The organism is Advenella sp. FME57 (assembly GCF_014897675.1).
GTDB lineage: Bacteria > Pseudomonadota > Gammaproteobacteria > Burkholderiales > Burkholderiaceae_B > Advenella.
Window position 1 is genome coordinate 115073 of sequence record NZ_JABUXU010000010.1, and the last position, 13539, is coordinate 128611.

The 13539-nt window shown below is 56.7% G+C and carries 13 protein-coding genes; 3 read left to right on the top strand and 10 right to left on the bottom strand.

Going from position 1 to position 13539, the window contains the following annotated elements; translation table 11 throughout:
- Nucleotides 1-48: 48 nt before the first annotated feature.
- Together INT32_RS13190 and INT32_RS13195 are read right to left on the bottom strand one after the other, a co-directional pair.
- Entirely contained in the window at nucleotides 49-309 is a 261-nt protein-coding gene (locus INT32_RS13190; RefSeq protein ID WP_226817009.1) for a PP0621 family protein, read from the bottom strand.
- A complete protein-coding gene (locus INT32_RS13195; protein ID WP_193089193.1) occupies nucleotides 309-1160 on the bottom strand; it encodes an inner membrane protein YpjD in 852 nt (283 codons plus the stop codon). The genes INT32_RS13190 and INT32_RS13195 overlap by 1 nt, the downstream gene beginning before the upstream one ends.
- Before the next feature lie 117 nt (nucleotides 1161-1277).
- Between INT32_RS13195 and ffh the strand changes: the two genes are divergently transcribed.
- A complete protein-coding gene (gene ffh / locus INT32_RS13200; RefSeq protein ID WP_193089194.1) occupies nucleotides 1278-2702 on the top strand; it encodes a signal recognition particle protein in 1425 nt (474 codons plus the stop codon).
- A gap of 146 nt (nucleotides 2703-2848) precedes the next feature.
- Entirely contained in the window at nucleotides 2849-3631 is a 783-nt protein-coding gene (locus INT32_RS13205; RefSeq protein WP_193089195.1) for an isoprenylcysteine carboxylmethyltransferase family protein, read from the top strand.
- 244 nt (nucleotides 3632-3875) lie between these two features.
- Here INT32_RS13205 and lysM read toward each other — a convergent pair whose 3' ends face one another.
- The 8 genes from lysM to INT32_RS13245 form a co-directional block, all read right to left on the bottom strand.
- The gene (gene lysM, locus INT32_RS13210; RefSeq protein ID WP_193089196.1) at nucleotides 3876-4310 is read right to left on the bottom strand and encodes a peptidoglycan-binding protein LysM; all 435 of its coding nucleotides are present in this window, start codon (nucleotides 4308-4310) and stop codon (nucleotides 3876-3878) included.
- A gap of 346 nt (nucleotides 4311-4656) precedes the next feature.
- Nucleotides 4657-5595 carry a prolyl aminopeptidase gene (gene pip, locus INT32_RS13215; RefSeq protein WP_193089197.1) on the bottom strand — a complete coding sequence of 313 codons (939 nt, stop codon included), beginning with the start codon at nucleotides 5593-5595 and terminating at the stop codon, nucleotides 4657-4659.
- Nucleotides 5596-5615: 20 nt separating this feature from the next.
- Entirely contained in the window at nucleotides 5616-6494 is an 879-nt protein-coding gene (gene trmB, locus INT32_RS13220) for a tRNA (guanosine(46)-N7)-methyltransferase TrmB (protein WP_193089198.1), read from the bottom strand.
- A gap of 139 nt (nucleotides 6495-6633) precedes the next feature.
- Nucleotides 6634-7242 carry a class I SAM-dependent methyltransferase gene (locus INT32_RS13225; protein WP_370540229.1) on the bottom strand — a complete coding sequence of 203 codons (609 nt, stop codon included), beginning with the start codon at nucleotides 7240-7242 and terminating at the stop codon, nucleotides 6634-6636.
- Between the two features lie 76 nt (nucleotides 7243-7318).
- Nucleotides 7319-9421 (bottom strand): methionine--tRNA ligase, encoded by a 2103-nt coding sequence (gene metG, locus INT32_RS13230; protein ID WP_193089199.1) that lies wholly within the window; start codon nucleotides 9419-9421, stop codon nucleotides 7319-7321.
- A 290-nt stretch (nucleotides 9422-9711) separates the two neighbouring features.
- Entirely contained in the window at nucleotides 9712-10245 is a 534-nt protein-coding gene (locus INT32_RS13235; protein WP_193089200.1) for a chromate transporter, read from the bottom strand.
- Nucleotides 10242-10832, bottom strand: a complete 591-nt coding sequence (locus tag INT32_RS13240) for a chromate transporter (RefSeq protein WP_193089201.1) — start codon at nucleotides 10830-10832, stop codon at nucleotides 10242-10244. The genes INT32_RS13235 and INT32_RS13240 overlap by 4 nt, the downstream gene beginning before the upstream one ends.
- Before the next feature lie 82 nt (nucleotides 10833-10914).
- The gene (locus tag INT32_RS13245) at nucleotides 10915-12282 is read right to left on the bottom strand and encodes an MFS transporter (RefSeq protein WP_193089202.1); all 1368 of its coding nucleotides are present in this window, start codon (nucleotides 12280-12282) and stop codon (nucleotides 10915-10917) included.
- A gap of 312 nt (nucleotides 12283-12594) precedes the next feature.
- Between INT32_RS13245 and INT32_RS13250 the strand changes: the two genes are divergently transcribed.
- Complete coding sequence (locus INT32_RS13250; RefSeq protein ID WP_193089203.1) at nucleotides 12595-13506, top strand: LysR family transcriptional regulator; 912 nt, start codon at nucleotides 12595-12597, stop codon at nucleotides 13504-13506.
- Nucleotides 13507-13539 lie beyond the last annotated feature (33 nt).

The window sequence follows — 13539 nt, forward strand, 5'->3', positions numbered from 1 at the left end:
AGGCGTACTATTTAAGCGTACTATTCAGAGGCAAATTGGTCGGGCGTGCTATTTCACTCCCAGTCTGGCATGGTCCTGGCTGCACCACTGCAGTCCCTGCTGCGTGATCGCTTCCGAGGCGGGCAGATACACGCCGCAATGGGCGCATTGCACCATATCTTCTTCAGGAAGGCTGGCAGGAGCGGCCCCCGAGGTGCGGGCCGCCTGCGCTGCTGCACCGTCATTGAGCTTGCGGATAAAGCTGCGCAGAAAGTGGCGCACCACAAGGTAGAGCACACAAAGCAGGACGATCGTAATAATAAAGCGCATCAGGCACCTCCTTTGTGCAGCATGACATCAAAAATAAAGCGGGTGCCGGTGTACGCAATCATCAGCAGGGCAAAGCCCACCAGGGTCCAGCGCAGGGCAAAGCGGCCGCGCCAGCCACGCAGGGCACGCCCCAGTAGCAGCAACCCGAAAACCACCCATGACATCATGGTAAATACGGTTTTGTGGTCAAACGGCAGCATCACGCCAGTCAGTCTCATGGAAACGGCCACACCTGTGATAATGGACAGGGTCAGCAGCACAAAGCCGATCCAGATCAGGCGAAACAGGATTTTTTCCTGAACCAGCAGGGGCGGTTGCTCTTCCAGCGCGCGGGCAAACACCGAGCGCTCGGCGCGGGCTTGTACCGGTTGGTGCAGGTAACGGTCCAGCAAGGTCATCAGAAATGCATGAATGGCGGCGATGGCGATCAGGCTGTATGCGCCGATGGAAATAAGCAGATGCACCTGGAAATAGGCGTCGGCAACCGGAATGACCAGGCTGTCGTGGCCCGGAAACAGGGCCGCCAATAGGCAAATGAACCCGGCAATGGGCAACAGCAGCAGTTTTAAGCCGTCAATGTCGCTAATAAGGTTTTCCAGCCAGAAGACGATCATACCCAGCCAGATGGTGAGCGACAGGCCCACCGACCACGACAGGCGCAGCGAGTTTTCGTGCAGCATGGCCATATGTACGGCCACGCCATGCACAATAAGCACGGCAGCCAGCAGCCAGCGGGAGGTTCCGGCAGAGAGCATGGGACCTTGCGCGCCGAGCAGGGGCCGCCAAATTAGTAAACTAAGCAGCAGATAGGCCACGGTGGCCAGAGAGTGAAATACAATGTCGTAAGACATAAAATAATGACGAGTGTTTCCGGATAAGCAATCAGCGGATCTGCATAGCGCGATCCGGCCTACAGGCATATAGTATAGCCGTTTTGCCCATTCCCCCATTTACTTCAGTGAAATTCCATGTTTGATAATTTGACCAACCGGTTATCCCGGGCCATGAAAACCCTGCGCGGGGAAGCGCGCCTGACCGAAGCCAACACCCAGGAGATGCTGCGCGAAGTGCGCATGGCGCTGCTGGAGGCCGATGTATCCCTGCCTGTGGTGCGCGAGTTCGTCGCCAAAGTCAAGGAACGGGCCCTGGGCATCGATGTCACAGACAGCCTGAACCCGGGCCAGGCGCTGGTTGGGGTAGTGCACAAGGAGCTGACCGCCGTGATGGGCGGCGATCTGGGCGCCGATGCCTCGGAGCTGGATCTGACCACCACGCCGCCGGCCATTATCCTGATGGCGGGCCTGCAGGGGGCGGGTAAAACCACCACCACCGGTAAACTGGCGCGTCTGCTGGTGACCGGCGAGCTTATCCAGGATGGCCGCAAGGTCCCGAAAAAGAAAGTGCTGGTTGTCAGTGTCGACGTTTATCGCCCTGCGGCGATTGAACAGTTGCGCACGGTGGCCGGCCAGGTGGGGGCCGATTTCTTTCCCTCTGCAGCTGACCAGAAGCCGCGTGACATTGCGCTGGCTGCGGTCGATTACGCCCGCAAGCATCATTATGAAGTGCTGATTGTCGATACCGCGGGCCGCTTGGGCGTGGACGAGGCCATGATGCAGGAAATCAGCATGCTGCACGGGCTGATCAAGCCTATTGAAACGCTGTTCGTGGTGGACGCCATGCAGGGCCAGGATGCGGTAAACGTAGCCAAGGCTTTTGGCGAGGCGTTGCCTCTGACCGGCGTGGTGCTGACCAAGCTGGATGGCGATGCGCGCGGGGGCGCGGCGCTCTCGGTTCGTCATGTGACGGGCAAGCCGCTGAAATTTATTGGGATGTCCGAGAAACTGGACGGCCTGGAAGTGTTCCACCCGGAACGGATGGCGCAGCGCGTGCTGGGCATGGGCGATATCGTATCGCTGGTGGAACAGGCGCAACGCAATATTGATGTTGCCGAGGCGGAAAAGCTGGCGTCCAAGATCAAGACGGGCGACCGCTTTGACCTGAATGATTTTCGTGAGCAGTTGCAGCAGGTGAAAAAAATGGGCGATATGAGTTCGCTCATGGAAAAACTGCCCGCGCAATTTGCCCAGGCTGCGGGCCAGATTCAGGGCGGCCAGGCCGAGAAGCAATTGCGTCGCACCGAAGGCATTCTGAATTCCATGACGCCGCAAGAACGCAGCAAGCCTGAATTGCTCAAGGCAACCCGCAAGCGTCGTATTGCCGCCGGCGCCGGGGTGCCGGTGCAGGAAGTGAACAAGCTGCTTAAGCAATTCGAGCAGATGCAGGGCATGATGAAGCAGTTCAAGAAGGGCGGCATGGGTAAGATGATGCGCGCCATGGGCGGCTTAAAGGGCCTCAAAGGCGGCATGGGCGCATTTGGCAATTTCAAGAAATAAGATTGTTGGATTAATGTTGCGCAATTGATTTGAATCGCCGTGCAATAGATGCTGCGGATTATTCAACAATAATTTGATAAGCGACTGGGTATAAAGATGCATACGCGCAGGTTTTTGCGCGATGCATTTTTTTTTGAGTACCCGTCATGTCCCTGAGTGAATTTACAGATAGTACGATCGCCGCCGGCGCCGGTGCGGCGTCCGTCCAAGGTTCGCGCGCCGCGCGTGCTGCAGCCGCGATAGACGCTGCGGTCAAAGGCGCGAGCAAAGGCCCAAGTAAAGCCGCAGCCACACCTGATTCGGTCGTCTATGCGCGGCTCAAAAGCTTAAGCCGCGTGCAGCGCTTGCGGCGTGTGCTGCTGGTCGCCGCTGCGCTTGTAACTGTTGCCTTGTCCCTCTTTACCGAATCGGCCTGGCGCAACGTGACGCTCATGCATGACCTGATCCAGACGGTCGGCCTGGTGTTGATCCTGTGCGGGGCGCTGGGACGCATCTGGTCTTCGCTTTATCTGAATGGCCGCAAGAACACCGAGCTGATGACGCATGGTCCGTATTCCGTCACGCGCAACCCGCTGTATATGTTTTCCATCATGGGGGTGACCGGCATGGGGCTGCTCTCGGGCTCCGTGCTGACCGGCTTGATCAGCGGCGGCTTAATCTATCTGGTGTTCAACTGGGTGATTGCGCAGGAAGAAGACACGCTGCAGATGATTTTTGGCGCGCCCTATAGCAATTACAAACAGCATGTGCCGCGCCTGGGCATCACGCTGCGTCACTGGAACAACCCGGCGCACCTGGAGATTTCAATGAAGGCGCTGGGGCGCACCGTGCGCGAAGCGCTATATTTTCTGCTGGCCGGGCCGTTTTTTATTCTGTTGAATTATCTGCATAAGGACGCTATTTTGCCAGTGCTCGCGCATGTGCTTTGAGAAGTGGATCGATGGAATCAGGGCTGCACGCTGCGTTCTATCTCGCAATATCACGCATGTCCCGTATTCAGGATGCAATAAAAAACCCTGCGATATTTTCATATCCAGGGTTTTGTCTATGCATGCCAAATAGGCCTTTGTGAAGATCTATGGCAGGCCGTTCACTGCTGGTTGCGCACGATAGGCATATCAGCTCGAACCGGAGCCTGATACCCGTGGAAGGGATCAGGCTGAGCGCAGGCAATTACTTGGGAATACGCAGAACCTGGCCTGGATAGATTTTATCCGGGTGGCTCAGCATTGGACGGTTGGCTTCAAAGATTTTCTGGTACTGGTTGGCGTCGCCATACTGGTCTTTGGAGATCTTGGACAGCGTATCACCGGATTTGACGGTATAGAAGTTGGATTCCTCTTCGGTTGTAGCCGCAGACAGCTGGTTGTCTACAGAAGCCACGCCCTGTGTATTGCCAATTGCAATTGCAATTTTTTCTGCGTCGGCAGTGGTTGCTGCATTGCCTTTCACTGTGACCTTGTCACCATCAACGGCGATATCCAGACCATCAGCGTCCAGGCCGTGCTTGGCCAGTTCCTTTTTGAGATCTTCGGGGGTTGCCGCTTGCGCTTCATTGCCACCGAATACTTTCTCGCCGACTTCTTTGATAAAACTGAGAATACCCATTGTTATGACTCCTTGTTATCGTGAATGACAACTTCACACAGCTTCAATATAGCACGGTTCGTGCGTAGCGCTATTATTCATGGAATACATGACAAACGGAAGACCCCGAAGGTTAACAAATGTTAGATCCTGCCAATCGCTGCGCAAAATCTCTCAATGTCGCCCAATGACTATTCAAACTATACAAAGCTAGGCAAATGCATTTTTGGGGAAAATTGCGTGTTTGGGGCTGATACGTGTCGAGACTAAAGCAAAAAGCCGCGTATTGCTGTCGCGGCCTTTTGCTTTCACCAACCGGTTATTCGCCGATACTTATTTTTAAGATGGCGCTATTTTTCAGGTGAGCCTATTGCCTGGCGTAACGGTCGGTGGCTTCCAGCAGTAGCTTGAGGATACCCGGCTCGTTAAAGGCGTGGCCGGCATCGGGCACGATATGAAACTCGGCCTGTGGCCAGGCCTTGTGCAGTTCCCATGCTGTTTTGGCCGGGGTGCAGCAGTCATAGCGGCCCTGGATAATCACACCTGGAATATCTTTGAGCAGATGGGCGTTATCCAGCAACTGGTTATCCTGCATAAAGCCTGCGTGCGTGAAGTAGTGATTTTCAATGCGTGCGAAGGCCAGGGCAAAGTGATCGGCAATGTAGTTCTGGGTGTTGGACTGATCGGGATACAGCGTGATCGTGCGGCCTTCCCATTGGCTCCATGCGCGTGCCGCGTTGATCTGCACTTCGCGGTCATCGCCAGTAAGGCGTTTGTGATAGGCGGCAACCAGGTCGTCGCGCTCCTCTGGCGGGATCGGGGCCACATAGTCTTCCCAGTAATCCGGGAACAGCCACGAGGCGCCTTCCTGGTAGAACCAGCGCAGTTCTTCCTTGCGCAGGGTAAAGATACCGCGCACGATCAGCTCGCTCACCTGTTTCGGATGTGCCTGGGCATAGGCCAGCGCCAGGGTAGAACCCCATGACCCGCCAAAGACCAGCATCTGCTCGGCTTTCAGCACCTCGGTGCGCAGCCGTTCAATGTCGGCAATCAGGTGGGCAGTGGTATTGTTTTGCAGGCTGGCGTGCGGCGCAGAGCGACCGCAACCGCGCTGATCGAACAGCAGAATGTTGTAATGCTGCGGATTGAACAGTTGGCGATGGTGCGGGCCGCAACCGGCGCCCGGTCCGCCGTGCAGGAAAACAGCCGGCTTGCCTTGAGGGTTGCCGCAAAGCTCCCAATACACCTGGTGGCCGTCACCAGTATCAAGTTTGCCGGTCTGATAGGGTTCAATAGGCGGATACATGCAGTGGTCCTTGAAATAGTCTATATGCGTTTGAAAACCAGATCACGAATGCCATGGCCCAGTCGCAGGCCACGGGTTTCAAATTTGGTCTGGGGCCGGTAATCGGGTTTGGGGGCGTAGTCTGTGCAGGTGTTGCGCAGCAATGCTTCGCCGCCAAGCACTTCGAGCATTTGCCCGGCGTAGTCTTCCCAGTCTGTCGCGCAATGGATATAGCCGCCCGGTTTGATGCGGCTGGCCAGCAGGGCGATGAATTCGGGTCGCACCAGGCGACGTTTGTGATGGCGTTTTTTCGGCCAGGGATCGGGAAAGTAAATATGCACACCGGCCAGGCTGTCTGGCGCGATCATGTTCTGTACCACCTCGACCGCATCGTGCTGGATGATGCGAATATTGCTCACGCCAGACTCTTCAATGCGTTTGAGCAATGCGCCGACGCCGGCGTTGAACACTTCAACGCCCAGAAAATTTTCATTGGCGCGCAATTGGGCAATTTTTTGTGTGGTTTCGCCCATGCCAAAACCGATTTCCAGAATGGTGGGGGCGTTGCGGCCAAAGGCCTGGTCATAGTCGAGCAGGCCGTCCTGGTAGGGCAACGCCCATTTGTCCATATGCAGCTCAACCGCCTGTTTCTGGCCTGGCGTCATATGCGAGCGGCGATGCACAAAGCTGCGTATATGGCGTACTTTTAACTCATCGGGATTGGTGGTCTCTTTGCTGGCGATGACCTCGGCTGCAGCGTTGCTGTCGGCGGGCTGGTTATCGGCCTCGTTATTTGCGCTGTTGCTGGCGCTCACGTTGGTCTGGTTGTCGGCAGGGTTGCTGGCCTGATTGTTCGGGTTGTTATCAGCGTTGTCATTGGCGCTGTTATCGGCGTTTTTATTGGAATCTGCAATGGTCATGGTCAAGGGGCAAGGGCGTACAAAGTCTGGCTTTTTGTGCGGGCGCCAATCCACCAGGCCCCGGGGGCTTTGGAGGCGGAGCGTCGCTCGGACGACGGAATTTGCATTGTAGTGCATTCGCCCAGCGGGCGCGGGTTGCTCAGGCTGCGAAGCGGAATGTCATGACCCGTGCCGGAGGCACATTGGCCCAGACGATTTCACTGCTGTAATGACAGGCTTTCAGGGCTGTTTGCCAATGTGTCTGGCGCAGATTGTAGGTGAACTGGATGGCGCGACCGTCATCCTTGAGCAGGGTCTGCCAGTGGTGCAGGATCCGGCTGCGCACTTCGGGCGGCAGGGAAATGAGCGGCAGGCTGGAGACGATGGCATTGATGCGTACACCCGGGGGCAGCAGGGCGTCCAGATCTGCGGCATTGCCGTTGATGATGGTCAGGTGCGGAAAGCGCCGCTGCAGGTGCTGGGCAAAGACGTTGGAAAACTCAATGACGATCAGCTTGTCGGCGGGAACGCCATGATCCAGTATTGCCTGTGTGATAACACCGGTGCCGCCGCCCAGCTCAATAACGACGCCGTCATGATTGAGCGGGATGTGCTTGGCCATATAGCGCCCCAGCCTGCGAGAGCTGGGACAGATGGCGCCGGTAAATTTGGGCTGGTGCATCAGCTCGTTCACAAACATGAGCGGGCGTGAGCGCCTGACGGTTTTTTTCAGACGGCCAAAACCGCTTCTGCACCATGTTCCAACCATATATTTCTACGTTCCGTTTCATTGTTGACCACAACATGATGCTCGTGCACCCGGCCCGTTTTGCGGGACCGGCGTATTAGCGAACGCGCATGCCAGGCTGAGCGCCTTCCCACGGTTCCAGGATATAGATACCGGGGTTGGCTTTTTCATCAGCATCGCTGGCGGCAAGCACCATGCCTTCGGAGACACCAAACTTCATCTTACGTGGGGCCAGGTTGGCCACCATTACCGTATATTTTCCGATCAGGGTCTCGGGCTGATAAGCTGATTTTATTCCAGAAAACACATTCCGGGTTCTGCCTTCGCCCACATCCAGTGTAAGGCGCAACAGCTTGTTGGAACCTTCTACATGTTCACAATTAACAATTTTTGCAATTCGCAAATCTATTTTTACAAAATCATCAATCGTAATTACATCTGCAATGGTTTCACCACCGGGCAGTGCTGCGGCAACTGCTGCGGCCACAACGTCAGCATCGGCTGCGGGTGCATCGGGTTCAATCAGGGTATCGAGCATGGTCGGCTCAACACGCTGCATCAGGTGTTTGAACGGCGCAATATGGTCGGGCAGTTCGGCTGCGTCGGTCCAGGCAAAGCTGCGGTTCATGCCGAACAATTCAGTTGCAATACGTTCGGCCAGCGCAGGCAGTACCGGCGCCAGCATCACAGACAGGGCCTTGAAGCCGGCAATGGCGCGTGAGCAAACATCCTGCAAGGCCAGTTTCTGCTGCTCGTCTGCAGTGCTGATGCCTTTGGCCATCACCCACGGCTGGGCGCTGTCAAATGCCTGGTTGATTTTGTCGGCATGCGCCATCAGATTGCGGATTGCGCGGGCGTACTCGCGGTTCTCGAAATCACTTTGTACCTGTTCGGTCAGTGTCGCCAATTCAGTTGCCATTGCCTGGGCATCCCCGGCATAACCCAGCTTGCCATCGAAGTGGCGGGTGATGAAGGTGGCGGCGCGGCTGGCAATATTGATGTATTTGCCGATCAGGTCACTGTTGACGCGGGCGATGAAATCATCGGGATTAAAATCAATATCTTCGACCCGTGCATTGAGCTTGGCCGCGATGTAGTAGCGCAGCCATTCTGCGTTCATGCCAATGTCCAGGTACTTGACGGGCGAGATGCCGGTGCCGCGGCTTTTGGACATTTTTTCGCCGCTCACGGTGATAAAGCCGTGCACATTCAGGGCATCGGGCACCTTGCGGCCGGAGAACTTGAGCATGGCCGGCCAGAACAGGGCATGGAAATACACAATGTCCTTGCCGATAAAGTGAACCTGTTCGGTGCTGCTATCCGGCGCCAGCAAGGCGTCAAAGTCTATTCCCTGAAGCTTGCAGTAGGATTTGAGCGAAGCCAGATAGCCCACCGGCGCATCCAGCCAGACGTAAAAGTACTTGCCCGGCGCATCGGGAATTTCAATACCGAAATAAGGCTCATCCCGAGAGATATCCCAATCGTTCAGATTGCTTTCCTTGTCCTCGTCATTGCCCAGCCACTCGCGGGTCTTGGCCAGCACTTCCGTTTGCAGGCGCTTGTTGCCCTGGCTGTTGCTGCCGGTTGTCCACTCCTGCAGAAATTCCACGCAGCGCTGATCGGACAGATTAAAGAAAAAGTGTTCGGACGATTTGAGCACCGGCGTTGCGTTGGTCAACGTGGAGTACGGGTTGATCAGATCGGTAGGGGCATAAACGGCGCCGCATACTTCACAGGAATCTCCGTATTGATCCGGTGCGTGGCATTTGGGGCACTCGCCCTTGATGTAGCGGTCGGGCAGGAACATGCTCTTGACCGGGTCATAGAACTGCTCGATGGTCTTGGTGCTGATGAAACCGGCAGCCTTGAGCTGGCGATAGATGGCCTGGGAAAGGTCGACGTTTTCCTGGCTGTCTGTGCTGTGCCAGTGATCGAACTTGATATGAAAGCCATTCAGATAGCGCGGGCGTTCCTGCGCATAACGGGCCACCAGTTCCTGCGGCGTGATGCCTTCCTTTTCTGCCTTGAGCATGATGGGCGCCCCGTGGGCGTCATCGGCGCCGACAAAATGTACCGTGTGGCCGGCCATTCGCATGCTTCGTACCCAGATGTCAGCCTGGATATACTCCATGATGTGGCCAATGTGGAACGAACCGTTAGCGTAAGGGAGAGCCGTGGTAACAAAAATCGTGCGGGACATAAGATGCAATGTAAGTACAAAAAAGGGGGGAAAGAGTGATTTTAGACGAATATTGCAGCGCACCGGGGTTTTGCGGCAATGGGCGTGCAATGATGATCGCGCCACTCGGGCCGGGGCGGAGCTGATGCCGGCGCTGGGGCCTAGAACAGGGCGTTTTTACCTTGCAGCGGCAGAAAGATCAAACGCGGAGTACAACGCCATCTTCAGCGAGGCGCCCAACGCGCACCAGGCGACCATGGCAAGGCGCATGCGGCAACGTGGCTGGAGGATCTCAGGCAGCGGCAAGGGGGTCAGAGCACGCCTGCCTGATAGGCCACCACCCCGCCAATGGCGCAGACCAGCAGCGCCCACATGGGGTTGGCTTCGGTGAAATAGACGAAGACCAGCGTGCCCAGGACCATGCCCCAGGTGAGCACGTCAAAGGCTGAGTACAGCGACAGCTCAATGCCACTTGCAATAATCAGCCCGATGGCGACCGGCACCACGGCGTCCTGCACCAGCTTGTATTCACGCCGGTGGGTAAAGTGGCTGATCACGCGGCCAATGCCAAAGGCCAGCACCGAGGCTGGCAATACCATGGCGATGGTGGCCACCAGCAGCCCGGAAATACCGGCCACATGCCAACCGATGATGCTTGCAATAAGCACATTGGGGCCGGGCGCCGATTGCGCGACGGCAAACAGATGGGTAAAGGTGTCGGAGTTCATCCATTGGTGAATATCAACCACTGCGTGGCGGATTTCCGGGATGGCGGCGTTGGCCCCGCCGATGGCGATCAGGGAAATGCGGCTGAAGGTCAAAAACAGTTCAAGCAGCACCATCATGGCTGGTGTCCCTGGCGGCGGGCGATGATGAAGTTGGCAAGAATCGCCAGCGGCATCATGACGCCAACCACCTGCAACAGGGAAAACTTCAGCAGTACCACAAGTGCAATCGTCACGATGCCGGCCACGATATGATGGGCCCGCAGGTCGATCTTGCTGGCCATTTTCAGGCCGGTGCCGATGACCATGCCGGCTGCCGCGCAGGCCGAGCCTTGCAGGGCGGCGTTGAAATAGGGGTTCTGGTCCAGAAATTGGTACAGGATGGCCAGCACGATCAATATCAGAATCGGCAGCACCAGCAGGCCGGCCACCGCGGCCGTAGAGCCCTTGATGCCATGGTAACGGTCGCCCAGCATGACGGCCACGTTGACCGTATTGGCCCCGGGCAAGACCTTGCCGATACCCAGCAGCGTTGCATAGTCTTTTTCGCTAAGCCAGCGCTGCTCGCGCACAATCACGTGCCGGGCAATTGGCCCGACACCGCCAAAGCCCAATAGCCCGATTTTGGCAAAACCACGAAACAGGTCAGGCAGCGTCGCAACGGAAGTTGGGGCGGGCAGGGGCGCGATCGAAGGAGTCTGGGCCATAAAAAAGGAAATCAAAAATGCAAGTCTTATATAAGACTTAAATTGTACTCCCAATATGGAGAATGTTCCGCGAAAATGATCCTTATGTTTTTTGTCCGAGCAGCGTCATCCAGCCATTGCGCAAGGCAGGCAACAGCGAGAGTACTGCCAGGGTCGCCATGATCACCCCGACATTGCGGAACATATCCGCGTAGCCCACGACGGCGACCCAGTATTGGCTGATAAATGGCGAGATGAATTGACCGATAAAGATGGACGTTGCCGCCATGCCGGCAATTCGGCCCCGCAGCGCCGGGGCGGAATGGGCGATGGCGGTGGACATGACATTTGGCATGGCGATGCCCAGCCCCGCGCCCAGGATAGCGTTGGCCAGCACCAGCCCCTCAAAGCGTGATGCCACCGATAGCAGGCCAAAGCCCGTTGCCATCAGGCTAAAGCCCAGCAGAAAAATAAGCGTCGTATCCAGGCGGCGCTTGAGTCCTCCAAAGCACAGGGCCGCCATGCCGCCGGCCAGATTGAAGGCGCCCAGCACCATGCCGAAGCCGCTGGCAGTATAAATATTCAACGCTTGCATATGAAATTGCAATTGCGAGGGGACGGTATAAAAAGAGACATTGATCAGGAAAGCCAGCAGGCATACGGTTCCCACAACCACCCAGTTCACTGGCGCATCTGTGAGTTTTGTTGTCGAGTGCAGGACGCGGGGGCGCTGCGGTTCTGTCAGACAAAACATGACCGCGGGAATCAGTATCAGCGCGGCGCCATAAATGACAAATGGCATACGCCAGTGCACTTCGGCCAGCAGGCCGCCGGACATGACAAACACCACGCCACCCAGTTGTACAAAGGCCTGCTGCAAGCCCAGATATCTTTCCCGCTCTGCGCCTGTAAAATAATCACCGATCAGCGCGGTGCTCAAGGTAATGATGGCGCCGATGGCAACCCCCAGGATGGCACGCCCGACCAACAAGGCGGTCAGACTGTCGGCCATCAGGCCAGACGCCCCTGAGACGCCATACAATGCAATCGCTATCACCAGCAGGCCCTTGCGCCCGAACCGGTCGGCCAGCATGCCGGCAAGCGGCGCCGACAGGGCGACAAACAATGAAGGCAGGGTGAGCACCATGCGGCTGAGCAGGGCGATATGCTCGCTGTCGGCAAAACGGGTTTCAATGGCAGGCAATGATGGGGCAATAATGATGCTGGCCATAATGGTCAGGGTGGCCACCAGCAGCAGCACCAGCTTGCGTGCCGCCAGCCGGCGCGCGCTGAACGCCGGCGCCGTTGATGTGCGTGTTTGGGCCGCGCAATCGGCTGGCCGCATATGCGTGTCGTCGGCACGGTGGGCATCGGGGGCCTTGGCCTGCGTGCCTGCAGCATCGGTGCCCGGCTGGGACGGGTTATTTGCCTGTTGCCGGGAGGATGGCGTTGGCGGCGTATTGGTGGTCATGGCTACCTTGATTGACAGAGTATGGTGCCATCATAAGACCTGAAGTTAACTTGATGTCAACCCTGCATGGCTTGCAAGTTTTGCGAATGCTGTGGCAATGCAGTGATATAAAGGGTAAAGGTATAAGATAAGTATGATATGTAGAGAGATCCAGGGATGTGGATATATGGATGGCGCTATCTGTTCACAACGAATTACGATAATAATATCCACAATGAAATACCAGGACCCATCAGCCAGGCAGATGCCATTGTTAAGCCTCATACCGTTACCAAGATAAATGCCATTCTATACAGATGTAATATCATCACGATGAAAGATATCCGAAACCTTGATCTTAACCTGCTCAAAGCGCTGGACGCGTTGCTCGATCATAGAAATGTGACGCGGGCGGCAGCGCGCTTGGGCGTGACGCAACCGGCGATGAGCGGCATGCTGACCCGATTGCGCGATACTTTCGATGACCCGCTATTTGTACGGGCTCAGCGCGGCATTGAGCCGACCGAGCGTGCGCAGGCCTTGGCCATACCGCTCAAGCAGGTGCTGGGCGAAGTGGGCGCGTTGCTGCAGCCGCCGGTATTTGATCCGGCCACTGCCACCCAGCATTTTACGATCGCCTCGACCGACTATGCGCTGCGCGCTATTGCGCTACCGTTTCTGGCGAAGCTCAAGCGGCTGGCGCCCAATATCAGGGTGGCGCTGGTGCTGGTGAACGATACCCAGATGCTGTCCCAGCTGGAACGCGGCGTCATTGACCTGGCGCTGGTTTCGCCCGAATATACCTGTCAGGATCTGCATGCGCGCAAGCTGTTTGACGAACATTACGTTTGTGTTGTGCGCCAGGACCATCCCATTATCAAGCGCCAGCGGGATCTGACGCTGGAGCGGTTTTGTGAGCTGGACCATGCGCTGGTGTCCTATTCGGGTGCTGGCTTTCGTGGTGCCACGGACGAAGCGCTGGAAAAAATGGGCAAAACGCGCCGGGTCACGGTGTCAGTCAAGAGTTTTCTGATTGTGCCCGACCTGTTGCGGTCCAGCGATATGGTGTCGATTCTGCCCAGCCGGCTGGTAACCGATCTGGCAGGGCTGGCGGTGTTTGAGCCGCCCATCGCCATCACCGGATTTACCAAAATGGCGGCCTGGCATGAGCGCACGCACCGTGATCCGGCCCAGCGCTGGTTGCGACAGTTGCTGTTTGATATTTGCTTTGACAACCATGCGTAAGGCAAGACCAGGCTGGCGGAAAAGGCTGGTGTG